Here is a 23183-nt window from a genome sequence, read left to right as displayed (position 1 = left end):
GCATGACACTATCCGGGGAGACCGAAACGCAAGCAATCAGCCAGCCGGCCGGCCCGGCCGTCGTCGAGGCGACAAAGCTCGGCCTGACCTTCGAGACCGGCGACGGGCCGGTGCGGGCACTGTCGGACGTCGACCTGTCGATCGGCAAGGGCGAGTTCGTCTCCTTCATCGGACCATCGGGCTGCGGCAAGACGACGTTCCTGCGTGTCATCGCCGATCTCGAGCAGCCGAGCGAGGGCACGATCACGGTCAACGGCATGAGCCCGCGCGAGGCGCGCGAGGCGCGCGCCTACGGCTACGTGTTCCAGGCGGCGGCGCTGTTTCCGTGGCGCACGATCGACCGCAACGTCGCGCTGCCGCTAGAGATCATGGGCGTGTCCAAGGTCGAGCAGGCCGAGCGCATCAAGCGCACCATGGACCTCGTCAACCTGACCGGCTTCGGCAACAAGTATCCGTGGCAGCTGTCGGGCGGCATGCAGCAGCGCGCCTCGATCGCCCGGGCGCTGGCCTTCGACGCCGACCTGCTCTTGATGGACGAGCCGTTCGGCGCGCTCGACGAGATCGTGCGCGACCATCTCAACGAGCAGCTGCTGGAACTGTGGGCGCGTACGACGAAGACGATCTGCTTCGTCACCCATTCGATCCCCGAGGCGGTGTACCTGTCGACGCGCATCGTGGTGATGTCGCCCAGGCCCGGCCGGGTGACCGACGTGATCGAGTCGACGCTGCCGAAGGAGCGCCCGCTCGACATTCGCGAGACGCCGGAATTCCTGGCGATTGCGGCGCGCGTGCGCGACGGGCTGCGGGCCGGGCACAGCTATGATGATTGAGGGGCAGACAGTTGCCGGGCGGGCAGCGGGAGCCCACTGATGGAGAGGGCGCGCGACAAGTTTCTGCCGGTGACGATCATTCTCGCGGCGCTGGTGGTTGTCTGGTATGTCGGCGCGGTGATGCTGAATGCGCCGTTCCAGCGCGATCTGGACCGGCGCGGAGACGTCACGCGAAGCACCATGGAGTTCGTCGGGGCGACCCTGTCGCAGCCCAAGCCGACGCTGCCGGCGCCGCACCAGGTGGCGCGGAATTTCTTCGAGAACACGTTCCTGCGGAAAGTCTCCAGCAATCGCAGCCTCGTCTACCACGCCTGGATCACGCTCTCCTCGACGCTGCTGGGCTTCGCCTTCGGCACGGCGCTCGGCATCGCGATTGCCGTCGGCATCGTGCATTTCATCTCGCTCGACCGCAGCCTGATGCCGTGGATCATCGCTTCGCAGACAATCCCCATCCTCGCCATCGCGCCGATGGTGATCGTCGTCTTCGCGGCCATCGGCGTAACCGGCATCATCCCCAAGGCGCTGATCTCGACCTACCTGTCCTTCTTCCCGGTGGTGGTGGGCATGGTGAAGGGGCTGCGCTCGCCGGAACTGACGCATCTCGACCTGATGCATACCTATAACGCCAGCTCGGCGCAGACCTTCTGGAAGCTCAGAGTGCCGGCCTCGGTGCCGTTCCTGTTTGCCTCGATGAAGGTCGGCGTGGCGGCGAGCCTGGTGGGCGCCATCGTCGCCGAACTGCCGACGGGCGCGGTCGCCGGAATCGGCGCGAAACTGCTGTCGGGCTCCTACTACAGCCAGTCGATCGACATGTGGGCGGCGCTGGTTGCCGGCTCGGTGGTGGCGGTGATCCTCGTCACGCTGGTCGGACTGGCCGGCCGGATCACCGAGAAGATGATGGGAGCGCGGCCGGCATGAGCGCGCAACCGAACTCGACGATACCGGCCTGGCGAAGCCTCGCAGCGGTGGTGGTGGCGGTGGTCATTGCCGCCTTCGTGCTGCACGCGCTCGACGACCCGGCTTTCGTGGCCGGCCGCAAGGGAGCCGGGCTGACGCTGGCGGTCGCCGTATGGTTCCTGGCGTGGTGGGGCAATGCCAGCCTGTCCTATTATCATCCGAAAAGCCTGACACTCGCCCGGCTGCGCGACGGTTTCGTGGCGCTGTCCTTCGGACTGGTTCTGCTGTTCTTCTGGGAAGTTCTGGTGCGCCTCTTCGAGGTGCCGTTCATTCTCCTGCCGCCGCCCTCGGCAATCGGCGTGCGCATCGCCAACTCGATCCCGATCCTTGCGGCGGACGTCTACCAGACGATCTTCAAGGCGGTCATCGCCGGTTACGCGATGGGCTGCTTGTCGGGCTTCGCGGTGGCGATCCTCGCCGACCGCTTCCTGTTCCTGCGCCGCGGCCTGCTGCCGATCGGCAACATGGTGTCGGCGTTGCCGATCATTGGCGTGGCGCCGATCATGGTGATGTGGTTCGGCTTCGACTGGCAGTCGAAGGCGGCGGTGGTGACCATCATGACCTTCTTCCCGATGCTGGTGAACACGGTGGCGGGCCTGGCTGCGACGGGACAGATGGAACGCGACCTGATGCGCACCTACGCCTCGGGCTACTGGCAGTCGCTGTTCAAGCTCAGGCTGCCGGAGGCCGCGCCCTTCATCTTCAACGCGCTGAAGATCAATTCGACGCTGGCGCTGATCGGCGCGATCGTCGCGGAATTCTTCGGCACGCCGGTGGTCGGCATGGGCTTCCGCATCTCGACAGAGGTCGGCCGCATGAACATCGACATGGTTTGGGCCGAAATCGCAGTTGCAGCGCTTTGCGGTTCCGTCTTCTATGGCGTGATCGCCCTGATCGAAAGGGCCGTCACGTTTTGGCATCCGTCTGTCCGTGGGGGACAGGCGTAGTTCCGAGGGTAACAAGAGGGTAGAACAAATGAAAAAAACGATTGTAACCATGATGGCCGGCGCCATGTCGCTGGCAGCCGCACAGGCGATGGCCGCCGACAAGGTGACCCTGCAGCTCAAGTGGGTCACGCAGGGCCAGTTCGGCGGCTACTACGTCGCCAAGGACAAGGGCTTCTATGAAGAGGAAGGTCTCGACGTCGAGATCAAGCCGGGCGGCCCCGACATCGCGCCGGAGCAGGTGATCGCCGGCGGCGGCGCCGACGTGATTGTCGACTGGATGGGCGGCGCACTCGCGGCGCGCGAGAAGGGCGTCGGCCTCGTCAACATCGCTCAGCCCTTCAAGAAGGCCGGCATGGAACTGGTCTGTCCGGCTGACGGCCCGATCAAGACGGAGGCCGACTTCAAGGGCCACACGCTCGGCGTCTGGTTTTATGGCAACGAGTATCCGTTCTATGCCTGGATGAACAAGATCGGCCTGTCGACCGAAGGCGGCGCCGACGGCGTGACGGTGCTGAAGCAGTCCTTCGACGTGCAGCCGCTGATCCAGAAGCAGGCCGACTGCATCTCGGTGATGACCTATAACGAGTACTGGCAGCTGATCGACGCCGGCTACAAGCCGGAAGACCTGATCGTGTTCAACTACACGGAGATGGGCAACGACCTGCTCGAGGACGGCCTCTACGCGCTCGAGGAGAACCTCAAGGACCCGGCCTTCGAAGACAAGATGGTGCGCTTCGTGCGCGCCTCGATGAAGGGCTGGAAATACGCCGTCGACAATCCTGACGAGGCAGCCGAGATCGTGATGGACAATGGCGGCCAGGACGAGAACCACCAGAAGCGCATGATGGGCGAGGTGGCCAAGCTGATCGACAATGCCGACGGCAAGCTGATCCCGGAGGCCTATGAGCGCACCGCCAAGGCGCTGCTCGACCAGAAGATCATCACCAAGGAGCCGGAAGGCGCCTGGACCTCGACGATCACCGACAAGGCGATCCAGTAGATTTTCTCATAACGCCCCGGACCGGTTGGTCTTGGCGGAACTCCGAATGCGAAGGGGGCGGGCGACCGCCCCCTGTTCTTTGCGCGTTGGCATGCGGCGAGCAGCCGGAGCGGGCAGCCCGCCCAGACGATTGACTTACGCAGCGGCATGTGGCCAAATCGGAATAGACCGGTCGGTCTAACGAGAAAACCAAGGGAGGTCGATATGCGCGTTGCCAAGGAACAGGTGGACGTCAAGATGCAGATACCCGGCGCGGTGATCCGCCAGCGCAAGGACTTCGGCGATGCCACGGGGCTGGGCATGATCAGTGGCGAGTATTTCTCGCTGTCAGCCGGCGTCGACACGACGCCGCTCTTCCAGGGGCTGGACGGCAATCTCTGCCAGTCGCCGCACTGGGGTTATGTGCTCGAAGGCCAGATCACCACGACCGATGCGGACGGCAAGAAGGAGACGGTCAACGCCAGCGACCTGTTTTACTGGCCGCCCGGCCACAATGTGAAGGTTGACGCGGATGCCGAGATCATCATGTTCAGCCCGCAGCACGAGCATAGCCATGTCATCGATCATATGATCAAGATGACGGGAGGCTGAGCCGGCAGGCTTTGCCGACCAAAAGCCATGCGGAAGCGAACTTGACGAAAGACGCAACGACGAAGACCGACGCCGACAGCCCGATGCATGCGACGAAGCAGCGGCTGATCGGCGCCGGGCTGCAGATGCTTTTGAAGCATGGCTACAACGACATGGGCATCCAGGCGCTGCTGGCGGCGACCGGCACGCCCAAGGGGTCGTTCTACCACCACTTCAGGGACAAGGAGGACTTTGCGCTGCAGGTCCTCGACAGTTACATGGCCGCGGTCCACGATGGGCTCGATGCCTGTTTGCAGGACGCTTCGCGGCCGCCGCTCGCGCGCGTGCGCGACTTTTTCGAGACGACGCAAAGATCCTATCGCGAGGAAGGCTACATGGGCTGCCTGATCGGCGGCCTCGGCCAGGAACTGTCGGGCATCAGCGAGGTGTTCCGCGCCAAGATCGCCGAGTGCTTTTCCGCGATTGCCGGCCGCATCGCCGGCTGCCTCGAGGAAGCCAGGCAGCGCGGCGACATTCCGGCAGGCTGCAACGTGCGGGAACTGGCCGACCTGCTGGTCGACTGCTGGGAAGGGGCGGCGCTGCGCAGCCGGCTCGAGCGCAAGCCCGACGCGCTGAACGCGATGCTCGACTTCTACATGGGCGCGGTGGCGGGCGGAGGTGGCGTGGGACAGAGCATCGCGCCGGCCTGAGCATTCCCGCGGGATTGCACGTGGCGAGAATGATCTGCCGCGGCATGCCCAAGACGGGGGACGATTTTTCCGTGCGGTCCGCCAAGGGAGGGGAAACATCTTCGGCTGGCGGCGTTGAGTGAAGACGCGCGGGCATGACGCCCGGTCGCGCCTTACCCACCGACGGAGAAATTCGATGTCCACGATGATCAGAACCCCGCTGCTGGCTGCGCTCGGCATAGCGGCCGGAATGTTGGCGGCCGCGCCGACCATGGCCGAGACGGTCAAGATGTCGGCAACGCTCGAAGCCGCGCAGGAAGTGCCGCCGAACGACAGCACGGGCAGCGGCATGGTCGATGCTACCTTCGATACCGAGAGCAAGAAGCTCGACTGGACGGTCGAATATACCGAGCTTTCCGGCCCGGCGACCGCGGCGCATTTCCACGGCCCCGCGGGTCCGGGGGAGAACGCGCCGCCGATGGTGCCGGTGTCTGGCGATCTCGCCAGCCCGCTCAAGGGCTCGGCGACGCTGACCGATGAGCAGGCCGCCGCGCTGACCGAAGGCAAGGTCTATTTCAACCTGCACACGGCAGCGCATCCCGACGGCGAGGTCCGCGGCCAGCTTGAAAAGAGCGCCATGTGATGACGGCCTGACGGCCGCCGAGACCAGGGCCCGGGCAGCAATGCCTGGGCCTTTCGTTTTTTTCCTGATGGCGCGCGACGGCAGAACCCCGCCGGGATAGGCTCGCGCAACAATTCGGAGAAGAGAGATGGTCGCGCCAAAAACCTCGAAGACGCATATCGGCAATCACAGACTGCATCCCGAAACCATGATGCTGTCCTACGGCTTCGATCCGGAGCTGTCGGAAGGCTCGGTCAAGCCGCCGGTCTTCCTGACCTCGACCTTCGTGTTCAAGACGGCCGAGGAGGGACGCGACTTCTTCGACTACGTGTCAGGCCGCAAGGAGCCGCCGGGCGGCGCCGGGGCGGGTCTCGTCTATTCGCGCTTCAACCATCCCAACAGCGAGATCGTCGAGGAGCGGCTCGCCGTCTACGAAGGGGCCGAGGCCGGCATCGTGTTCTCGTCGGGCATGTCGGCAATCGCCACGACCTTGCTCGCCTTCGCGCGGCCGGGCGACGTGGTGCTGCACTCGCAGCCGCTCTATGGCGGCACCGAGACCCTGCTTGCCAAGACGCTCAGCAATTTCGGCATCGGCGCGGTCGGTTTCGTCGATGGCGTCGACGAGGCGCTGATGCAGAAGGCCGCCGAGGAGGCGACGGGCAAGGGCCGGGTGTCGGTGATCTTCATCGAAACGCCGGCAAATCCGACCAATACGCTGGTGGATTTCGCGGCGGTCGGCCGCATCGCGGACGCCATAGCCAGGAGGCAGGGCTCGCGGCCGGTGACGGTGTGCGACAATACGCTGCTCGGGCCGGTGTTCCAGCGGCCGCTGGAGCACGGCATCGACGTGTCGGTCTATTCGCTGACCAAATATGTCGGCGGCCATTCCGACCTGATTGCGGGTGCCGCACTCGGCAGCAAGGCGATGACCAAGCCGATCAAGGCGCTGCGCGGCGCCATCGGCACACAGCTCGACCCGCATTCCTGCTGGATGCTCGGGCGCTCGCTGGAGACGCTCGCCATCCGCATGGAGAAAGCGAACGCCAATGCGGCGGTGGTCGCGGGCTTCCTTGCCGGGCATGCCAAGGTGGCGAAGGTCGGCTATTTGCCGTTTCTCGAAGCGGGGAGTGCGGCGGCAAAAACCTTCGCGGCGCAGTCGACGGGCGCGGGCTCGACCTTCTCGTTCAACATCGTCGGCGGCGAAAAGGCGGCCTTCCGCTTCCTCAACGCGCTGCAGATATTCAAGCTGGCGGTCAGCCTGGGCGGCACGGAATCGCTCGCCAGCCATCCGGCGGCGATGACGCATTCGGGCGTGCCGGTCGCGGTGCGCGAGCGCATCGGCGTGCTGGCCTCGACAATCCGCCTGTCGATCGGCGTGGAACACCCCGACGATCTGGTGGCCGACCTGGAGCAGGCGCTGGCGGCGGTGTAGGCGGCTATTCGCCGCCGCGCGGCATCCGGTAAAGCGTGATCGCGACGGGGCGGCCCTTCGAGAAGTTGAGGCTTTCGACGCGGCCGACCTCGACCGGCTTTTGCGCCGACTGCGCGAAGGCGGACTGGAAGGCTTCCTGCTGGCTGGCGGCGATGGCCGCGACGTTGCAGCGGTTCTGGAGCAGGTTCTCGGCCGCGCCGGCGCCGTTGGTGAAGAGCGTGTCGGCGGCGGTCAGGAAGACGAGGCTCGGCTCCGCGAAGCCTGACGAGACCAGCCTAGAGTCCACGCAGGGTGCGACGGCCCTATAGGTGCGGGCGATCTCGCGCGCCGGCCAGACCGGGTCGACCGACGGCAGCACCTTTGCGACGAGCAGCCCGATGCCGACCAGCGAGGCGATGGTGGTGGCGGCAACGCGGCGCAGCGGCGGCCATGCGGGAGCAAGGCCGAGGCCGAGCCAGCCGGCCGTAAGGAGAGCCACGGCACTCACGACGCCCCAGCCGGAAAACTGTCCGAACCAGACCGGCAGTCCGACGGCGATCACGGCAAGGCCGACGCCGACCAATGCGACGCCGAAGCGGGCTGCATAGGCGAACCAGCGCTGCCAGGCGGGGGCGGGCATGTCGCCGCCTGTCTCCAGCCACCATGCCATCAGCAGGAGCAGCGCCGGGTAGGCGGGCAGCATGTAGTGCGGAAGCTTGGTCGGCAGGATCTCGCAGAAGATCCACCAGGGGATGTACCAGGCCAGCATGAAGAGCAGGCGCGGGTCGGTGCGGAAGCGGTTGAGCGCCGCAAGGCCGCCCTGCAGCGCCATGGCGCCGAAGGGCCACAGCATCAGCGAATAGGTGATCGAATAGTAGCCGGGCGGAAAGCCGTGCGATTCCTGGCCGGACACGGCCTTGCCTAGCATGTCCTTGCCGACCGATTCCTGCCAGAAGCTCCAGCCGACCTTGAGCGAGATGGCAACGATCCAGGGCGCTGCGATGAGCGCCATGATGGCGACGCCGGGGAGCGGCTTCAGCGCGCGCAGCCAGCGCCAGTGGCGGCCGAAGACACCGAGCGCGAGAATGGTCAGCAGGCTCATCAAGAGGATGATCGGGCCCTTGATGAGCAGGGCTGCGCCCTGTGCGATCCAGAACAGCCAGAAGGCGGCGCGCGAGGGCGTGCGTGCCAGCCGCGACGAGACGTAGATATGGGCCAGCGCGCCCTGCGCGAAGAGGGCGGTGGCGAGCAGGGTGGCGTCGGTCTTGGCGATGCGGCCCTCGAAAGCGAGGCCGAAGATGCCGGCAAGCGCGATGCCGGCAATCCAGCCGGCGCGCTCGCCGAACAGCGAGCGGCCGAGGGCGAAGATGGCGCAGACCGAGACGATGCCGGCAAAGACCGAGACAAGCCTGTAGACCCATGCCGGGGCATCGGCACCCATGCCGGAGGCATTGACGACGGCACTCTGCAGCCAGTAGATGCCGATCGGTTTCTTGTAGCGGCTGACGTCCTGGAAGCGGATGTCGACATAGTCGCCGCTCTCGACCATCTGGCGCGAGGCCTGCATGTAGCGCGGCTCGTCGCGGTCGACCGGCGGCAGCGCGGCGATGCCGGGCAGGAGCGCCGCGAGCGTGAGCAGGATGAGCAGCGCGTAGGGCCGCATCGCCGAAACGGTCATGGCCGCGTTGCCTCCAGCGTCAGTCGCCGTTGACCCGCATCCCCTTGCGCTCATTCGCGATCAGCCAGAGGTTGCGGATGTAGATGAAGAGACCGAGACCCTGGCCGAGGATGAAGACGGGGTCCTGGCGCTGGATTGCGTAGATCAGAAGCAGGGTGCCGCCGCCGAGCGAGAAGAACCAGAAGGCGACCGGCACGATCGAGCGCCGGGCCCGTTCCGACGCGATCCACTGGACGACGAAGCGCATCATGAACAGCCCCTGGGCCAAAAGGCCGAGCACGATCCAGGCGTCGAACTGCATCACGAAGACGGTGTGAAGCCAGTTGACGAGCTGGGCGATCTGGTCGGTCATGGGACGATCTCGGTGACTTGCGGCACCACCTTGCGCCGGCGGCGCAGCCACCAGACGCCGAACAGGTCGAGCACGCCGCGCAGGCCGCGGTCGAGGATGCCGTAGTTGGACTTGCCGTGCTTGCGGGGGCGGTCGACGACGTCGAGGTGCTGCACGGTAAAGCCCTCGCGCAGCACGAGGGCCGGCAGATAGCGGTGCCAGCCGTCGAAATAGGGCAGAGCGCGGAAGATTTCGGTGCGCACGGCCTTGAGGCCGCAGCCGGAATCGCGCGTGTCGTCGCGCAGGATCGACTGGCGCAGGCCGTTGGCGAAGCGCGAGGCGGCCTGCTTGAGCTTCGTGTCGGTGCGCTTGAGACGCTGGCCGGCGACGATGCCCGTGCCGGCATCGGCCGCGAGCAGCGCGTCGGCGAGCTGCGGAAGGTATTGCGGGTCGTTCTGGCCGTCGCCGTCCATTGTGACGACGACACCGCCGCGCGCGGCAAAGACGCCGGAGCGCACGGCAGCACTCTGGCCGGCCGAGCGGTCATGGCGGATATGGCGGAGGCGGCCGTCGCCCGTGGCGATGCGCTCGGCGAGCACCTGGCCGGTCGTGTCGGTCGAGCCGTCGTCGACGACGAGGACCTCGTAGTCGCGGCCCGACATCGCCGCGTCGACCTCGCCGATGAGGAAGGCGAGGTTTCTTGCTTCGTTGCGGCAGGGGATGACGACCGAGATGGCCGGCTGGCTTGTTTCCGACATTAGGAGGTCCCGAAATCGCGGCCTTATTAGCACTGTGACGGCAGCGAGGCTACACGCTGCCGCCGCTTTCCGGCCGGCCTAGCGCCTGTCACGGATGTCGGTCAATGTCCGGGTCGGGGTAATCGCCTCGGGGTCGAGCCTTATCTCGATGATGGAAGGCTTGCCGGCGGCCCGCGCGCGCTCGAAGGCCGGCGCGAAGTCGACCGTCTTTTCAACGGTTTCGCCGTGCCCTCCATAGGCGCGGGCGAGCGCCGCGAAATCGGGATTCTTGAGATCGGTGCCGGAGACGCGGCCGGGATATTCGCGTTCCTGATGCATGCGGATGGTGCCGTAGATGCCGTTATTGACGACGATGACGATGATCGGCAGCTCGTATTGCACGGCGGTGGCGAATTCCTGGCCGTTCATCATGAAGCAGCCGTCGCCGGCAAAGCAGATGACCTCGCGGTCGGGATGCAGCGCCTTGGCGGCGACGGCGGCCGGCGTGCCGTAGCCCATCGAGCCGGAAGTCGGGGCGGCCTGCGTGCCATAGCGGCGCCAGCGGTGGAAGCGGTGCGCCCAGGTGGCGTAGTTGCCGGCACCGTTGGTGATGATCGCGTCCTCTGGCAGCTGTTTCTCCAGCCAGGCGATGATCGGTCCCATCTGCACGGCGCCGGGCCCGGTTTCGGGCGGCGTCGACCAGTCGAGATAGGAGGCGTGCAGCGCGGGCGTGTTGTCGGCCCAGGCGGGCGGCGCCTTCGGGCCGCGGCCGGCGAAGGCCTCGGCGAAGGCCGCGGGCGAGGCGTTGATGGCAAGCGTCGGACGGTAGACGCGGCCGAGTTCGCCGGCGTCAGGGTGGACGTGGACGAGCTTCTGATCCGGGTAGGGGCTTTTCAGTAGCGTGTAGTCCGACGACGGCATCTCGCTCATGCGGCCGCCGACCAAGAGGATAAGATCGGACTCCTTGATATAGGCGGCGAGCTTGGGATTGGGGCCGATGCCCACATCGCCGGCGTAACAAGGGTGCAGGTGGTCGAAGAGCATCTGGCGGCGGAAGGAACAACCGACCGGCAGCGCCCAGCTTTCGGCCGAGCGCTGGAAGCGGGAAACCGCCTCGGCGTCCCAGCGCGTGCCGCCGAGGATGACGAAGGGGCGCTCTGCCTTGGAAAGCAACTCCTCGAGCTGCTGCATCTCATGCTCGCCGGGGCGGGTCTCGACCGGGGTGAAGGGCAATGCGTCGGGGGCATCCGCGAGGGAGGTCAGCATGTCCTCGGGCAGCGAGACGACGACCGGGCCGGGGCGACCGGAAGTGGCGACCGCGAAGGCGCGGGTGACGAGTTCCGGGATGCGGGCGGCGTCGTCGATCTCGACGACCCATTTGGCGATGTCGCCGAAGAAGCGCTTGTAGTCGACTTCCTGAAAGGCTTCGCGCTCGCGCGCGTGGCTGGCGACCTGGCCGATGAACAGGATCATCGGAATGGAATCCTGCATGGCGATGTGGACGCCGGCGGACGCATTGGTGGCGCCGGGGCCGCGCGTGACGAAGCAGATGCCGGGCTTGCCGGTGAGGCGGCCCTGGCAATCGGCCATCATCGCCGCGCCGCCTTCCTGGCGGCAGACGAAGGTGCGGATGCGGTTGGAACTGTAGAGCGCGTCGAGCACGGCGAGATAGGATTCGCCGGGCACGCAGAAGATGCGGTCGACGCCGTTGGCCTCGAGCGCCTCGACGATCAGCTTTCCGCCGGTTTTCATGGTTTCTGCTTCTCCAGTTCGGCAAGGATCTCGGCGGTGTGCTCGCCAAGCCGCGGCGAGGGGCGCTCATAGGTGAGGGGCGTCTCGGACAGGACCATCGGCGAGCGCACCGACGGCAGGCTGTTGCCGTGGCCGTCGTCGAGGTCCATGCGCATGCCGCGCGCAATGGCCTGCGGGTCGGAAAACATCTCGCCAATATCGTTGATCGGCGCTGCCGGCACACCGGCGGCGTCAAGCTTCTGCAGCAACGGTGCGCGCTCCAGCGGGGCGAGTGCCTTGAGGATCTTCTCGTGCAGCACCGTGCGGTTGGCGACGCGGGCGGAGTTGGTTGCGAAACCGGGATCGTTGGGCAGGGTGTCGAGGCCGACGACCTGGCAGAATTTGCGGAACTGGCCGTCATTGCCGACGGCGAGGATGAAATGGCCGTCGGCCGCCGCGACGACCTCGTAGGGCGAGATGTTGGGATGGGCGTTGCCCATGCGCTGCGGCGCGCGGCCGGAGACCAGGAAATTGAGGTTCTGGTTTGCGAGTACCGAGACCTGGGCGTCGAACAGCGCCATGTCGATGAACTGGCCCCGGCCTGTAGCCTCGGCGTGGCGGAGCGCGGCCTGGATGGCGATGACCGAATAGAGGCCGGAAAACAGGTCGGTGACCGCGACGCCGACCTTCTGCGGCTCGCCGTCGGGCGCGCCGGTGATCGACATCAGGCCAGACATGCCCTGGATGATGAAGTCGTAGCCGGCGCGCGGTGCGTAGGGCCCATCCTGGCCGAAGCCGGTGATCGAGCAATAGACGAGCTTCGGGTTGAGCTTGCGCAGGCTGTCATAGTCGAGGCCGTATTTCTTCAGGCCGCCGAGCTTGAAGTTCTCGATCAGTACGTCGGCGGTGGCGACGAGCTTCCTGATGGTCTCGGCACCCTCAGGCGTAGAGAAGTCGATCGCTGCGGAACGCTTGCCGCGGTTGCAGGCGTGGTAATAGGCGGCGGACAGGTTCTCGCCGTCCTTGCCGGTGACGAAGGGCGGGCCCCATTTGCGGGTGTCGTCGCCGCCGTCCGGGTTCTCGATCTTGATGACGTCGGCGCCAAGATCGGCAAGCATCTGGCCGGCCCAGGGACCGGCGAGGATGCGGGCAAGTTCGATGACGCGGATGCCGCGAAGCGGGGGTTGAGACATGATTTTCCGTCGGCTGGCTGGTTGCGGCACGCTCTAACAGGTCTTCCGGGCCCATGTCACGGTTGTTGCGCTGGGCCAGTTCGCGGCATTTCAGTCGGCAAGCTGGCCGTCCAGCCAGGCGGCGAAATCCTGCATGACGACGTCGCGGTTCAGTTCGTTCAGGCTTTCGTGCCGGTTTCCCGCGTAAATGGTTGAAAGGGGATTCGAAAAGCCCATCGCCCGCAACCGGTCGGCGAGCCGCGTCATGGTCTTGCCGCCGCGGGTATAGGGGTCGCCCGAGCCACCGACGAGGTTGAAGGGCAGGTCCTTGCGGACGGCGGCAAAATTGCGGTCGTCGGCGGCCGTGAAGACGAATCCGAAAAGATCCCGCCACAGCGAGACCGAGGCGTCGAAGCCGCAGAGCGGGTCGGCGACATAGGCGTCGACCACGGCATGATCGCGCGACAGCCAGTCGAATGCGGTGCGGTCCTCGCCGACCTGGCGGTTCCAGGCGCGGAAGGTGACCTGCGGCATGATGCGCGAGGGCATGTCGGAGCCGAGTCGGAATTTCTCCCAGGCGAGAGCGGCAAGGGCGGCGCGGCCGGCGAGGCCAGCCGAGAAATCGGCATTCCAGAGGGCAGCGCTCCGGATGCGTGCCGAATGGGCCAAGACGAAGTTGAGCGCGATCAGCGCGCCCATGGAATGGCCGAAGACGACGACCGGGAGGTCCGGATGCGCGGCGGCGATGTGGTCGTGGACGGCCAGGACGTCGGCCAGAACCTTGTCGCTGCCGCCGGACGCGGCGAAACGGCCGAGCGGTGCGTCAGGCGCCGTCGTGTAGCCGTGGCCGCGATGGTCGTGGGCATAGGTATGGATATCGCGGGCGGCGAGGAAATCGGCGAAAGCGGCATAGCGCGCGGCGTGCTCGGCGAGGCCGTGATTGACCTGGACGACCGCGCGGCCGGGGCCGGCGGCGCGCCGTGCGTAGAGGTTGAGCGCCGCGCCGGTGGGCGAGGCGAGGCTGATCTGGTCGTCGAATGGCATGAAGTTCCTCCCGCCCGGACTGTCGGACATGGGCAGGACGGGCGTCAAGCGGGCCTTTGAGCCACGCGAGCGACACGCCGCCGGCAAGTCCACCCGGCGCCGCTCAATCAGGCGGCTGCGCGGCTAGTCGTGAGGCGCCGGGTGCCTCGTCCCCCGCCATGCCCAGCGCATCAGGGTCCGGACGCTGCCGCCGGTCGCCATGCCGAGCAGGTAGATCACGACGAACAGGACGGCCAGCGGCAGGGTGATGCCAAAGTTGAGGAAGGCGACGGTCACGCTTTGCAGGTTCTGCAGAGCGAAAATGACCAGTGCGCATGCGAGAATTACGACTACCCCTGTGTGAATCCACTTCATTCCGGCCCCCTGCTGTGACGCTGACGTCGACTGACGTTCACGATGCGCCTGTCGGCCAAGAGGAACAAGGGTCGTCAAGCGCTCCGCGCCAGTCGGCGGGGCTGCCGTATCAATGGGGATGAAACACTGCTAGAAGCGGGTTCTTCTCACTTGATCGGAGTCGCGGCACACGGATTTCATCCGTGCGCGATGCCCGTTCGCAAAAAGGATGCTGCATGAGCGAGTTCAAACAGACGGCACCAAGACATCCCACTGTCAGGCCGACCGCCGGCACGCCGGTCACCAACAGGTTCGACGAAATACGCAAGGCAGCCGCCGAACGGCACCGCAAGTCCGATACCGACGGAACCCGCCGGCGTGCCAAGCAGACCGCCCAGGACAACCGCCTCATCTGAGAGCTGCCCGGGTCTCCACCAGGCGTGATGCCGCGGCGTCTGGCTGTCAGGAGGCGTCGGCACACTGCGGCCGACGGGGCGGTCCCGCTTGATCACATCGGCCCTACCCATATATACGGGGCTCCGTTTCCCGCCGGAGCGGCGTCCCGCCGCCATCCCGGTCTTTCCAGCATCGTCAGCGCCATGCAGCCCATCATCTCCGTCGCCAACCTGTCGAAGGTCTACGAGTCCGGCTTCGAGGCGCTGAAGGACATCAACCTAGAAATCCGCAAGGGCGAGATCTTTGCGCTGCTCGGCCCCAACGGCGCCGGAAAGACGACGCTGATCAACATCATCTGCGGCATCGTCAATCCGGGCACCGGCACGGTGACGGCCGCCGGCCATGATATCGTCAGGGAGTTTCGCGCGGCGCGCTCGCTGATCGGTCTGGTGCCGCAGGAACTGACCACCGACGCCTTCGAGACGGTCTGGGCGACGGTGTCGTTCAGCCGCGGCCTGTTCGGCAAGCCGAAGAACCCCGCGCATATCGAGAAGGTGCTGCGCGAACTGTCGCTGTGGGACAAGAAGGACGCCAAGATCACCACCCTGTCGGGCGGCATGAAGCGGCGGGTGATGATCGCCAAGGCGCTGAGCCACGAGCCGAGCATCCTGTTCCTCGACGAGCCGTCGGCCGGCGTCGATGTCGAGCTGAGGCGCGACATGTGGGACGTGGTGCGGGCCCTGCGCGACTCCGGCGTGACGATCATCCTGACCACCCATTATATCGAGGAAGCCGAGGAGATGGCCGACCGGGTCGGCGTCATCAGCAAGGGTCGGATCATCCTGGTCGAGGAAAAGGCCGCGCTGATGCAGAAGCTCGGCCGCAAGCAGCTAACGCTGCAGCTGCAGAAGCCGCTGGAAACCATTCCAGCCTCGCTCGACGCCTTCGGGCTGGAACTCGGGGCCGAGGGCGGCGAACTGACCTATACCTACGACACGCAGAGCGAGCGGACCGGGATCACTCGGCTGTTCAAGGCGCTGGAGCAGGCCGAAATCCGCTTCCGCGACCTGCAGACGACGCAGAGCTCGCTCGAGGAAATCTTCGTCAACCTGGTGAGCACGCGGTCATGAACTTTCACGCGGTCAAGGCGATCTACAAGTTCGAGATGGCGCGCACCGGGCGCACGCTGCTGCAGAGCGTGGTGTCGCCGGTGGTGTCGACCTCGCTCTATTTCGTCGTTTTCGGCGCGGCGATCGGCTCGCGCATCAGTGAAGTGGGCGGGGTCAGCTACGGCGCCTATATCGTGCCCGGCCTGATCATGCTGTCGCTCCTGACGCAGAGCATCTCCAACGCCTCCTTCGGCATCTACTTCCCGAAATTCGTCGGCACGATCTACGAGCTGCTGTCGGCACCGGTCTCCTTCGTCGAGATCGTCATGGCCTATGTCGGTGCGGCGGCGACGAAATCGACGCTGATCGGGCTGATCATCCTGGCCACCGCCGGCCTGTTCGTGCCGCTCGAAATCCAGCACCCGGTGTGGATGGTGCTGTTCCTGCTGCTGACGACGGTGACGTTCGCGCTGTTCGGCTTCATCATCGGCATCTGGGCCAACAATTTCGAAAAGCTGCAGCTGATCCCGCTGCTGATCGTCACGCCTCTGACCTTTCTCGGCGGCAGCTTCTACTCGATCGACATGCTGCCGCCCTTCTGGCGTTCGCTGACGCTGTTCAACCCGGTGCTCTACCTGGTCAGCGGCTTTCGCTGGAGCTTCTACGGCGTCTCCGACGTCAACGTGGCGGTCAGCCTCGGCATGACGCTGGTCTTCCTGGCGCTCTGCCTCGCGGCGGTGTGGTGGATCTTCAGGACCGGCTGGCGGCTGAAGGCCTGAGGCCGGCGGGGCGATGTATGTCCTGAAGCCCGGCATCAAGAAGGATCCTGTTCGCCGCTGGGCGCTGCCAGACCGCATCTTCTTCGGCCACGGCGCCTGTGCAATTCTCGCCGGGGCCTATCTCAAGCGCCCGCCGCTGGCCGGTTTTCACGCCGAGCGCATCATCCCGGCCGAGGGATTCTCGGGCAACCACATCTACGTGACGGACGGGGTGCTGGCCTTCGACTATCACGGCTATTGCGGCCGGGAGCGGCTGCTGGCGCACCACCGGCGAGGCTGGGCTGGCCGCAACGCGGGCTGGGACTGCAGCATCGAAAGGGTCGACTTCGACCTGCTCGACACGGGCGAACTCAACCAGCGAAAGATGCTCGGGCCCGATCAGTACCTGCACGATCCGGTGGCGCGGGCCGAACGGTTCATCGGCCGGACCGGTCATGTGGACGCGGCAGGCAAGGTGATGCGGCTGATCGAAGGCGCTAGCGGGGCCGAGTGACGCCCCGGGGCTCCAATCTGGCGGCAACCGGCCCGAAAGCGATTGCCGTTTGGCGCGCCTTCGCCTACATAGCGGCCAACTCCCATTACCGTATTTGAAGGAATAAGCGCGCGTGGCACGCCAGTTCATCTATCACATGGCCGGGCTGAACAAGTCTTACGGCACCAAGAAGATTCTCGAGAACCTGCACCTGTCGTTCTATCCGGACGCCAAGATCGGCATCCTGGGCCCCAACGGCGCCGGCAAGTCGACCGTGCTGAAGATCATGGCCGGCCTCGACAAGGAATGGTCGGGCGAAGCCTGGCTCGCCGAGGGCGCGACAGTCGGCTACCTGGCGCAGGAGCCCGATCTCGACCCGGCGCTCGACGTGTTCGGCAATGTCATGGAAGGCGTGGTCAAGAAGACCGCCATCATCGAGCGCTACAACGAGCTGATGATGAACTATTCCGACGAGACGGCAGACGAGGCGAGCAAGCTCCAGGACGACATGGACCGTCTCAATTTGTGGGACCTCGAGCAACAGGTCGAGATGGCGATGGAAGCGCTGGCCTGCCCGCCCAAGGAAGCCGATGTGACCAGCCTTTCGGGCGGCGAGCGCCGCCGCGTGGCGTTGTGCAAGCTGCTGCTCTCCGAGCCCGACCTGCTGCTGCTCGACGAGCCGACCAACCATCTCGACGCCGAGACCACGGCGTGGCTGGAAAAGCACCTGCGCGCCTACAAGGGCGCGGTGATGATCATCACCCATGACCGCTACTTCCTCGACAACGTGACCGGCTGGATTCTCGAGCTCGACCGTGGCCGCGGCATTCCCTACGAGGGCAACTACACCGCCTACCTGGAAGCCAAGGCCAAGCGCCTGAAGCAGGAGGGGCGCGAGGACGATTCGCGCCAGCGCGCCATTTCGCGCGAGCGCGAGTGGATTGCCTCCAGCCCCAAGGCGCGGCAGACCAAGTCGAAGGCGCGTATCCAGGCCTTCCAGGACCTCTTGGACGCCGCCGACAAGCGGCGCCCGAGCGACACCCAGATCGTCATTCCGCATGGCGAGCGGCTGGGCAACGTCGTCATCGATGTCGAAGGCCTGAAGAAGGGCTACGGCGACCGGCTGCTGATCGAGGATCTCGAGTTCAAGCTGCCGCCCGGCGGCATCGTCGGCGTGATCGGCCCGAACGGCGCCGGCAAGACCACCATGTTCCGCATGATCACCGGACAGGAGAAGCCGGATGGCGGCTCGATCCGCATCGGCGAGACGGTGAAGCTCGGCTATGTCGACCAGAGCCGCGACGCGCTCGATCCGTCGAAGACCGTCTGGGAAGAGATTTCCGGCGGCGCAGAGGTGGTCAAGCTCGGCAAGCACGAGGCCAACACGCGCGCCTATTGCTCGTCGTTCAACTTCCGCGGCGGCGACCAGCAGCAGAAGGTCGGCAGTTTGTCAGGCGGCCAGCGCAACCGCGTGCACCTTGCCAAGATGCTGAAGACCGGCGGCAACGTGCTGCTGCTCGACGAACCGACCAACGACCTCGACACCGAGACGCTGGCGGCACTCGAAGACGCGCTGGAGAATTTCGGCGGCTGCGCGGTGATCATCTCGCATGACCGCATGTTCCTCGATCGGCTGGCGACGCACATCCTCGCCTTCGAGGGCGACAGCCATGTCGAATGGTTCGAGGGCAATTTCGAGGATTACGAGAAGGACAAGATCCGCCGCCTCGGCCCGGACGCCGTCAACCCGCACCGCATGACCTACAAGCGGCTGACGCGCTAGGTCAGAATGACAGCGGACCGCATCCATGCGATGCGGTCCTGTCGTCGCGCTACTCCACCCGACAGCAGAAGGGGAAGAACGGGCCGCTGAGGCCGGGGGCAGCGGTCGGTGTGAAGGTGAAGTCGTGCACGTTGTCGCCTTCGTCGGTGCAGCCGCCGGGCGTCGCGGCGATCGAGCCGCTGACCGGGTGGCTGGTCTCGAAGGTCCACGGGTCCTGTGAGGAAAAGACGACTGTGCCCGGCGTCGTCTGGATGCCGCTGCCTGAAAAGGCGTCAATGAATTCCGAACTCATGGTCGAGCCGTTGCAGGTGAGGCGGATCGCCCAGTTGGGCTCGAAGCCCGAGCAGATCATCTTCTGGCCGGCGACGACGAGGCCGTCGCAGGAATAGTCTGCGGCGTCGGCGGTGCCGGCGGCGAGGGCAAGGCACAGAAGTGCGGGGGCTGTCTTTCGGACGGTAGCAAGCATGGCGATCTCCTTCGCGCAATGCTCCCCATCCGGCCTGAAGGTTAGCCCCATTACCCGGAGCGGTAAAGGCCGGCGGGTGCGCTTAGCGTCCGAGCGGGCCGGTCAGGCGAGAAGAGCGCGCAGCCTCGCGGGATCGGGCTCGGCAACCGGATCGAAGAGTTCTGCGAAGAAGGCGGGGAGACGGTTTCTCCGGTCGATCGCGTGGGCGACATTGTGCTTGTCGTAGGGCATGGGAACGCGCACGCAGCCCGGCACAATTGCGGCAAGCATGGCTGCGTGGTCGACGTCTTCCTTCTTGCCTTCGGCGTAGAGCGCAAAGCAGGGCGTCGCGAAAGGCGCGCGGCAGGCACAGATCGGGTCGAACGCGCCGACGGCCTTCTCGCCATCCTTCACCTTGACCGGGTGCCAGGGGAAGCGCCCGCCGACGCTTACGGCACGGCGGGCGCCGAGCATCTGGCCGCCGCGCAGGGCCGGCAAGCCGCCCATGCTGGAGCCATAGGTGACCACATTGGTGTAGCTGCGCTGCGCTGCGATGGCGCCGACCTTGTGCATGAGTTCGGGCAGTGTGGGTGCATAGTTCTCGATGCCATGGTCGAAATGCAGACGCCGAAAGTCCGAGAGGAGGAGCAGGTCGCAGGCGCTGCTGTCGAGCGATTGCAGCACGGCGACGGTGCCCATCATCAGGCTGCCGCGTATGCCGCCGAAGCCGACGACCAGCGTGGGAGCGCCGTTATTGGCGGAGAAGAGATTGACCCCATCGGCATGGCGGAAGCGCTGGAAGGGGGAGGGGGAACCGGAGGTCAGTCCGAAGAGATTTCCGACGCCGGGGCGCGGCCGTACCGGTTCGAAACCGGCCTCTGCACTCTCGGCTACGATTTCCGCGCGGCTTCGCCGGCGGAAATTAAACACCTCGCGATGCGGTGACGAGCGCTGCCAGCTCGGAGATCGTGGCGCAGCGGTTCACCGCCTCCTCGTCGAGCTGAACGCCGAAGCGCTCCTCGACGCCCATGATGAATTCCATCGTCTCGAGGCTGTCGATGTCGAAATCGCCGATCGGCTTGGCGAGGATCTCGGCGTCGGCCATGGCGTCGCCGGAGGCCGTGTGCTTCATGCCCGTCGTCTGCTTGAAGACCTCGACACAGCCCGTTTCGATCTCGTCAGTCATCTATGCTTAGCCTCGCATGCTGCGGATAATTGAAGGCATAGTCGCCGCTCCGCATCTTCAGTTCTCCCGCCGTGCAGCGCAAGGGCAGCGTGGCGAGGGTGGCGGTCAACTGGCGCCAGATGGCGAGCGCCATGGGCTTGCCGAGGCACAGATGCCTGCCGCGCCCGAACAGCAGGTCGGCTTCCTCGCCCGACACGTGCTGCGCCGTAGCGTCGAGCATCAGGCGCACCCGCTGGCCCTTGGTGACGGCCATGCCGGCGATTTCGATGTCATCCCTTGCAACACGCTCGATGAAGGGCACACCCGTGGAAGGGTAGTTGACCGGGTAGTCGATCTCGTTGAGGCGCTTGCCGGGGTTGCGCGCGACGATCTCCCACAGCGACAGGGCGATCGAGCCCTTCAGCGTATCGTTGCCCAGAACGTTCATGGCGGTTGCCATCTCCGGGGAGGTAGCGAGCGCGCCGCCCTGGGCGGCGAAGGCGCAGGTCAGTTTTTCGACGTCGCGGTTGACGGCGGCGCGGCGGCCAAGGCTCACCTTCATGTCGAAGGCCTGTGAAACGTGGGATTCCTTGGAAAAGGCAGTGTGGTCTACACCGAGCCAGAGCGAGAACAGCCGGACGAAGAGAGGATCGGCAAGATCGTCAACGAGTTCGATCGAGTGGCCCGGAACGAATAACCGAGCGACGTGAGCGGCGGTGAACTTCTCGACCTCGCGCGTCTTTTCGCGCGTCGGGTCTGCGACGATAGCCGCCATTTCGGCGCGCAGCTTCTTGTGGCGCGGTCCTTCTTGGGCGAGCGGCACGTGATCAAAGGCGACCGCCGTGGCGGTAAAGTCCAGCGACGTATGATCGGTTATGTAGCGGTATTGTCCGGCAAAATCGATGACATCGAACCCATCGGAGCGAAATACCGCCGAAATGATTTCAGGATCGAAGACGCACAGACAGCCCAGATCCTCGACATACTTGAAAGGCATACTCTGACGATAGAGCTGACTACGGCCGGCTTGCTTGTGCAGTGTCAGCATAGATTGTTGCGCGATTCAGAGTTGTTGCGGTCGGAGGCTCACGTTAGCCATCCCGGTCGCGCGATGCAAATCCGGTCGGCATGATGGCCGACGGGGTTTCAGCGCCGGGCGACGACGCTCATGGCGCCGTCGGTCTCGAGCACGACGCTCAATACCGAGGTTTCGTCGGCGTGGCCGGACTGGCGCATGGCGGCCGAAATCTCCTCGCGGGTGACGCGCTGGCTGCGCATGGCGGCTTCGTCGAACTCGCCGTCGTGGAAGAGCCAGGTCGGGCTCGCCTTGACGAATTGCTCGACCCGTTCGGAACGTACCGACAGCCAGGTGATGACGAATTGCAGCGCGATCAGCAGCGCGAAGGCGAGCGCGCCCTCGGCAAGCGGCACCTTGCGATCGAGCAACACGGTTGCAAGCGTCGAGCCGAGCGCCACGGTGACCACCAGATCGAAGGCGTTCATCTTGCTCAGCGTGCGCTTGCCGGACATGCGCAGGAAAAAGACCAGCGCAACATAGGCTCCGGCGCCCACCACAAGGACGCGCACCACGCCAGCCCAGCTGTCGAACAGAAACGGTTCCAGACCGGCCTCCCTCTCGTTGATCCGAAGGGGGAACACGGGTTCCGCCGGATGGTTCCCTGGCTGGCGCTACAAGCTCCATGGATGCCCGGTTCGCACGTCCGTTCGGCGCGGCAGCCTTTGCAAGGCCAGCAAACTGGCCTAAACCGGTTCGCAGGCGACATTTTTGCGGTATTCACGCAGACCACACGGCGCAGCCCAGGCCGCTAGCAGGACCAGTATGAAGCAAGTCATCATCAGCGGAATCGGCGCCGAAATTCCGCAAGCCTCGATCAGCAACGAAGAACTGGTCGCCAGCTTCAACACATGGGTCGACAGCGAGAACCCGCGGCGGGCAGCGGAGGGGCTGGAGCCGCTCGCCAAGTCGGATGTCGACTTCATCGTCTACGCGTCCGGGGTGAAGACGCGGCATGTCATCGAACGCGAGGGCATTCTCGATCCAACCCGTATGACGCCGAGGATCGCGCCGCGCGGCGACGACGAGGTGTCGGTCGAGGCCGAGTTCGGCCTCGCCTCGGCGCTCAAGGCGCTCGACCATGCGGGGCTGAAAGGCTCCGACATCGACATGGTGATCTGCGCGGCGTCGCACCAGCAGCGGCCCTATCCGGCGCTGGCGATCGAGATCCAGAAGGAGCTCGGTGCAGGCGGCTCGGCCTTCGACATGAGCCTCGGCTGCTCCTCGGCAGGGGCGGCGGTTCACGTGGCGTTCAACCTGGTGCGCAGCGGCGCACAGAAACGCGTACTGATCGTGACGCCCGAGATCATCACCGGGCACCTGAATTTCCGCGACCGGCAGACGCATTTCATCTTCGGCGACGCCTCGGCCTCGATGGTGATCGAGGCGCTGGAGGAGGGCGAAAGCCGGCCGGGCAAGCTGGAGATCGTCGATACACGCAGCTGGACGCAGTTCTCCAACAATATCCGCACCAATTTCGGATTCCTGCTGCGCGCCGGGCAGGAAGACACCTCCGTCATCCGGATGGAAGGCAACATGATCAAGCAGGTCGGCAACAAGGTGTTCAAGGAAGTCACCGTGGCCGGGCACCGCTTCATCGTCGAGTTCCTGGCCGAGCACGGCCACGTGCCGGACGGCATAAGGCGGTTCTGGCTGCATCAGGCCAATGCCCGCATGAACGCGATGATCCTGAAACTCGCGTTCGGCCACGAGGTGGACCATGACCGGGCGCCGATGGTGCTGGAGCGGCTCGGCAACACGGCAGCGGCCGGGGCAATCGTTGCGCTGTCGGAAAACCACGAAGATATGAAGCCCGGCGACCTCGGCCTGCTCTGCGCCTTCGGGGCAGGCTATTCGATCGGCGCCGCGCTGGTCAGGATGCGCTAGGGCAGACCGGAAGGCGTCCA

Annotated in this window: 26 protein-coding genes; 14 read left to right on the top strand and 12 right to left on the bottom strand. The window is 65.5% G+C overall.

The window, feature by feature from the left end; translation table 11 throughout:
• Positions 1-2: 2 nt before the first annotated feature.
• The 8 genes from ACT2BZ_RS23335 (at position 3) to ACT2BZ_RS23300 (ending at position 7047) form a co-directional block, all read left to right on the top strand.
• Positions 3-830 carry an ABC transporter ATP-binding protein gene (locus ACT2BZ_RS23335; protein WP_457938181.1) on the top strand — a complete coding sequence of 276 codons (828 nt, stop codon included), beginning with the start codon at positions 3-5 and terminating at the stop codon, positions 828-830.
• A 39-nt stretch (positions 831-869) separates the two neighbouring features.
• The gene (locus ACT2BZ_RS23330) at positions 870-1748 is read left to right on the top strand and encodes an ABC transporter permease (RefSeq protein WP_457938180.1); all 879 of its coding nucleotides are present in this window, start codon (positions 870-872) and stop codon (positions 1746-1748) included.
• Positions 1745-2734, top strand: a complete 990-nt coding sequence (locus tag ACT2BZ_RS23325) for an ABC transporter permease (RefSeq protein WP_457938179.1) — start codon at positions 1745-1747, stop codon at positions 2732-2734. The genes ACT2BZ_RS23330 and ACT2BZ_RS23325 overlap by 4 nt, the downstream gene beginning before the upstream one ends.
• Positions 2735-2762: 28 nt before the next feature.
• Positions 2763-3734, top strand: coding sequence for an ABC transporter substrate-binding protein (locus ACT2BZ_RS23320; protein ID WP_457938178.1), 972 nt, complete (start codon positions 2763-2765; stop codon positions 3732-3734).
• Between the two features lie 204 nt (positions 3735-3938).
• A complete protein-coding gene (locus ACT2BZ_RS23315; RefSeq protein ID WP_457938177.1) occupies positions 3939-4325 on the top strand; it encodes a hypothetical protein in 387 nt (128 codons plus the stop codon).
• Positions 4326-4366: 41 nt separating this feature from the next.
• A complete protein-coding gene (locus tag ACT2BZ_RS23310; RefSeq protein WP_457938176.1) occupies positions 4367-5014 on the top strand; it encodes a TetR family transcriptional regulator C-terminal domain-containing protein in 648 nt (215 codons plus the stop codon).
• A gap of 175 nt (positions 5015-5189) precedes the next feature.
• A complete protein-coding gene (locus tag ACT2BZ_RS23305; protein ID WP_457938174.1) occupies positions 5190-5636 on the top strand; it encodes a CHRD domain-containing protein in 447 nt (148 codons plus the stop codon).
• A gap of 127 nt (positions 5637-5763) precedes the next feature.
• Positions 5764-7047, top strand: coding sequence for a cystathionine gamma-synthase family protein (locus ACT2BZ_RS23300; protein WP_457938173.1), 1284 nt, complete (start codon positions 5764-5766; stop codon positions 7045-7047).
• A 4-nt stretch (positions 7048-7051) separates the two neighbouring features.
• On the opposite strand, the gene ACT2BZ_RS23295 is transcribed toward ACT2BZ_RS23300, so the two are convergent.
• From ACT2BZ_RS23295 to ACT2BZ_RS23265, 7 genes are all read right to left on the bottom strand, one after another.
• Complete coding sequence (locus ACT2BZ_RS23295; protein WP_457938172.1) at positions 7052-8704, bottom strand: ArnT family glycosyltransferase; 1653 nt, start codon at positions 8702-8704, stop codon at positions 7052-7054.
• Between the two features lie 19 nt (positions 8705-8723).
• Positions 8724-9056, bottom strand: coding sequence for a lipid-A-disaccharide synthase N-terminal domain-containing protein (locus tag ACT2BZ_RS23290; protein ID WP_457938170.1), 333 nt, complete (start codon positions 9054-9056; stop codon positions 8724-8726).
• A complete protein-coding gene (locus tag ACT2BZ_RS23285; protein ID WP_457938169.1) occupies positions 9053-9793 on the bottom strand; it encodes a glycosyltransferase family 2 protein in 741 nt (246 codons plus the stop codon). The genes ACT2BZ_RS23290 and ACT2BZ_RS23285 overlap by 4 nt, the downstream gene beginning before the upstream one ends.
• Positions 9794-9871: 78 nt before the next feature.
• On the bottom strand, positions 9872-11524 hold the full coding sequence (locus ACT2BZ_RS23280; protein WP_457938168.1) for a thiamine pyrophosphate-binding protein: 1653 nt from the start codon (positions 11522-11524) through the stop codon (positions 9872-9874).
• Complete coding sequence (locus ACT2BZ_RS23275) at positions 11521-12696, bottom strand: CaiB/BaiF CoA transferase family protein (RefSeq protein WP_457938167.1); 1176 nt, start codon at positions 12694-12696, stop codon at positions 11521-11523. The genes ACT2BZ_RS23280 and ACT2BZ_RS23275 overlap by 4 nt, the downstream gene beginning before the upstream one ends.
• Before the next feature lie 90 nt (positions 12697-12786).
• On the bottom strand, positions 12787-13719 hold the full coding sequence (locus ACT2BZ_RS23270) for an alpha/beta fold hydrolase (protein ID WP_457938166.1): 933 nt from the start codon (positions 13717-13719) through the stop codon (positions 12787-12789).
• A 123-nt stretch (positions 13720-13842) separates the two neighbouring features.
• Positions 13843-14073 carry a hypothetical protein gene (locus ACT2BZ_RS23265; RefSeq protein ID WP_457938165.1) on the bottom strand — a complete coding sequence of 77 codons (231 nt, stop codon included), beginning with the start codon at positions 14071-14073 and terminating at the stop codon, positions 13843-13845.
• A gap of 215 nt (positions 14074-14288) precedes the next feature.
• Here ACT2BZ_RS23265 and ACT2BZ_RS23260 point away from each other — a divergent pair, with 215 nt between their 5' ends.
• The 5 genes from ACT2BZ_RS23260 (at position 14289) to ettA (ending at position 18591) form a co-directional block, all read left to right on the top strand.
• On the top strand, positions 14289-14468 hold the full coding sequence (locus tag ACT2BZ_RS23260) for a hypothetical protein (protein WP_457938163.1): 180 nt from the start codon (positions 14289-14291) through the stop codon (positions 14466-14468).
• 183 nt (positions 14469-14651) lie between these two features.
• Positions 14652-15578, top strand: coding sequence for an ABC transporter ATP-binding protein (locus ACT2BZ_RS23255; protein WP_457938161.1), 927 nt, complete (start codon positions 14652-14654; stop codon positions 15576-15578).
• Positions 15575-16336 (top strand): ABC transporter permease, encoded by a 762-nt coding sequence (locus tag ACT2BZ_RS23250; RefSeq protein ID WP_457938160.1) that lies wholly within the window; start codon positions 15575-15577, stop codon positions 16334-16336. Before ACT2BZ_RS23255 ends, ACT2BZ_RS23250 begins: the two co-directional genes overlap by 4 nt.
• A gap of 13 nt (positions 16337-16349) precedes the next feature.
• Positions 16350-16829 carry a hypothetical protein gene (locus ACT2BZ_RS23245; protein ID WP_457938159.1) on the top strand — a complete coding sequence of 160 codons (480 nt, stop codon included), beginning with the start codon at positions 16350-16352 and terminating at the stop codon, positions 16827-16829.
• Positions 16830-16941: 112 nt separating this feature from the next.
• Positions 16942-18591, top strand: a complete 1650-nt coding sequence (gene ettA / locus ACT2BZ_RS23240) for an energy-dependent translational throttle protein EttA (protein WP_457938157.1) — start codon at positions 16942-16944, stop codon at positions 18589-18591.
• 49 nt (positions 18592-18640) lie between these two features.
• Here the strand turns inward: ettA and ACT2BZ_RS23235 are convergent, their stop codons facing one another.
• From ACT2BZ_RS23235 to ACT2BZ_RS23215, 5 genes are all read right to left on the bottom strand, one after another.
• Positions 18641-19057 (bottom strand): hypothetical protein, encoded by a 417-nt coding sequence (locus ACT2BZ_RS23235; protein ID WP_457938155.1) that lies wholly within the window; start codon positions 19055-19057, stop codon positions 18641-18643.
• A 102-nt stretch (positions 19058-19159) separates the two neighbouring features.
• Positions 19160-19966 (bottom strand): hypothetical protein, encoded by an 807-nt coding sequence (locus ACT2BZ_RS23230; RefSeq protein ID WP_457938154.1) that lies wholly within the window; start codon positions 19964-19966, stop codon positions 19160-19162.
• Entirely contained in the window at positions 19959-20222 is a 264-nt protein-coding gene (locus ACT2BZ_RS23225) for an acyl carrier protein (RefSeq protein ID WP_457938152.1), read from the bottom strand. The genes ACT2BZ_RS23230 and ACT2BZ_RS23225 overlap by 8 nt, the downstream gene beginning before the upstream one ends.
• Complete coding sequence (locus tag ACT2BZ_RS23220) at positions 20215-21249, bottom strand: hypothetical protein (protein ID WP_457938151.1); 1035 nt, start codon at positions 21247-21249, stop codon at positions 20215-20217. The genes ACT2BZ_RS23225 and ACT2BZ_RS23220 overlap by 8 nt, the downstream gene beginning before the upstream one ends.
• A gap of 98 nt (positions 21250-21347) precedes the next feature.
• On the bottom strand, positions 21348-21860 hold the full coding sequence (locus tag ACT2BZ_RS23215; RefSeq protein ID WP_457938150.1) for a DUF421 domain-containing protein: 513 nt from the start codon (positions 21858-21860) through the stop codon (positions 21348-21350).
• Between the two features lie 181 nt (positions 21861-22041).
• Between ACT2BZ_RS23215 and ACT2BZ_RS23210 the strand changes: the two genes are divergently transcribed.
• Positions 22042-23163 carry a beta-ketoacyl-ACP synthase III gene (locus ACT2BZ_RS23210; protein WP_457938148.1) on the top strand — a complete coding sequence of 374 codons (1122 nt, stop codon included), beginning with the start codon at positions 22042-22044 and terminating at the stop codon, positions 23161-23163.
• Positions 23164-23183 lie beyond the last annotated feature (20 nt).

The sequence above is a fragment of the Mesorhizobium sp. 10J20-29 genome (assembly GCF_054130485.1).
The sequence above is the reverse complement of the archived record's forward strand: the minus strand, read 5'-3'. Positions and strand labels throughout refer to the sequence as shown.

What these genes read in the sequence shown, in the direction of transcription:
- ACT2BZ_RS23335 (WP_457938181.1), top strand. Translation starts at nt 3, where the DNA reads ATGACACTATCCGGGGAGACCGAAACGCAAGCAATCAGCCAGCCGGCC.
- ACT2BZ_RS23330 (WP_457938180.1), top strand. Translation starts at nt 870, where the DNA reads ATGGAGAGGGCGCGCGACAAGTTTCTGCCGGTGACGATCATTCTCGCG.
- ACT2BZ_RS23325 (WP_457938179.1), top strand. Translation starts at nt 1,745, where the DNA reads ATGAGCGCGCAACCGAACTCGACGATACCGGCCTGGCGAAGCCTCGCA.
- ACT2BZ_RS23320 (WP_457938178.1), top strand. Translation starts at nt 2,763, where the DNA reads ATGAAAAAAACGATTGTAACCATGATGGCCGGCGCCATGTCGCTGGCA.
- ACT2BZ_RS23315 (WP_457938177.1), top strand. Translation starts at nt 3,939, where the DNA reads ATGCGCGTTGCCAAGGAACAGGTGGACGTCAAGATGCAGATACCCGGC.
- ACT2BZ_RS23305 (WP_457938174.1), top strand. Translation starts at nt 5,190, where the DNA reads ATGTCCACGATGATCAGAACCCCGCTGCTGGCTGCGCTCGGCATAGCG.
- ACT2BZ_RS23300 (WP_457938173.1), top strand. Translation starts at nt 5,764, where the DNA reads ATGGTCGCGCCAAAAACCTCGAAGACGCATATCGGCAATCACAGACTG.
- ACT2BZ_RS23295 (WP_457938172.1), bottom strand. Translation starts at nt 8,704, where the DNA reads ATGACCGTTTCGGCGATGCGGCCCTACGCGCTGCTCATCCTGCTCACG.
- ACT2BZ_RS23290 (WP_457938170.1), bottom strand. Translation starts at nt 9,056, where the DNA reads ATGACCGACCAGATCGCCCAGCTCGTCAACTGGCTTCACACCGTCTTC.
- ACT2BZ_RS23285 (WP_457938169.1), bottom strand. Translation starts at nt 9,793, where the DNA reads ATGTCGGAAACAAGCCAGCCGGCCATCTCGGTCGTCATCCCCTGCCGC.
- ACT2BZ_RS23280 (WP_457938168.1), bottom strand. Translation starts at nt 11,524, where the DNA reads ATGAAAACCGGCGGAAAGCTGATCGTCGAGGCGCTCGAGGCCAACGGC.
- ACT2BZ_RS23275 (WP_457938167.1), bottom strand. Translation starts at nt 12,696, where the DNA reads ATGTCTCAACCCCCGCTTCGCGGCATCCGCGTCATCGAACTTGCCCGC.
- ACT2BZ_RS23270 (WP_457938166.1), bottom strand. Translation starts at nt 13,719, where the DNA reads ATGCCATTCGACGACCAGATCAGCCTCGCCTCGCCCACCGGCGCGGCG.
- ACT2BZ_RS23265 (WP_457938165.1), bottom strand. Translation starts at nt 14,073, where the DNA reads ATGAAGTGGATTCACACAGGGGTAGTCGTAATTCTCGCATGCGCACTG.
- ACT2BZ_RS23260 (WP_457938163.1), top strand. Translation starts at nt 14,289, where the DNA reads ATGAGCGAGTTCAAACAGACGGCACCAAGACATCCCACTGTCAGGCCG.
- ACT2BZ_RS23255 (WP_457938161.1), top strand. Translation starts at nt 14,652, where the DNA reads ATGCAGCCCATCATCTCCGTCGCCAACCTGTCGAAGGTCTACGAGTCC.
- ACT2BZ_RS23250 (WP_457938160.1), top strand. Translation starts at nt 15,575, where the DNA reads ATGAACTTTCACGCGGTCAAGGCGATCTACAAGTTCGAGATGGCGCGC.
- ACT2BZ_RS23245 (WP_457938159.1), top strand. Translation starts at nt 16,350, where the DNA reads ATGTATGTCCTGAAGCCCGGCATCAAGAAGGATCCTGTTCGCCGCTGG.
- ACT2BZ_RS23235 (WP_457938155.1), bottom strand. Translation starts at nt 19,057, where the DNA reads ATGCTTGCTACCGTCCGAAAGACAGCCCCCGCACTTCTGTGCCTTGCC.
- ACT2BZ_RS23225 (WP_457938152.1), bottom strand. Translation starts at nt 20,222, where the DNA reads ATGACTGACGAGATCGAAACGGGCTGTGTCGAGGTCTTCAAGCAGACG.
- ACT2BZ_RS23220 (WP_457938151.1), bottom strand. Translation starts at nt 21,249, where the DNA reads ATGCTGACACTGCACAAGCAAGCCGGCCGTAGTCAGCTCTATCGTCAG.
- ACT2BZ_RS23210 (WP_457938148.1), top strand. Translation starts at nt 22,042, where the DNA reads ATGAAGCAAGTCATCATCAGCGGAATCGGCGCCGAAATTCCGCAAGCC.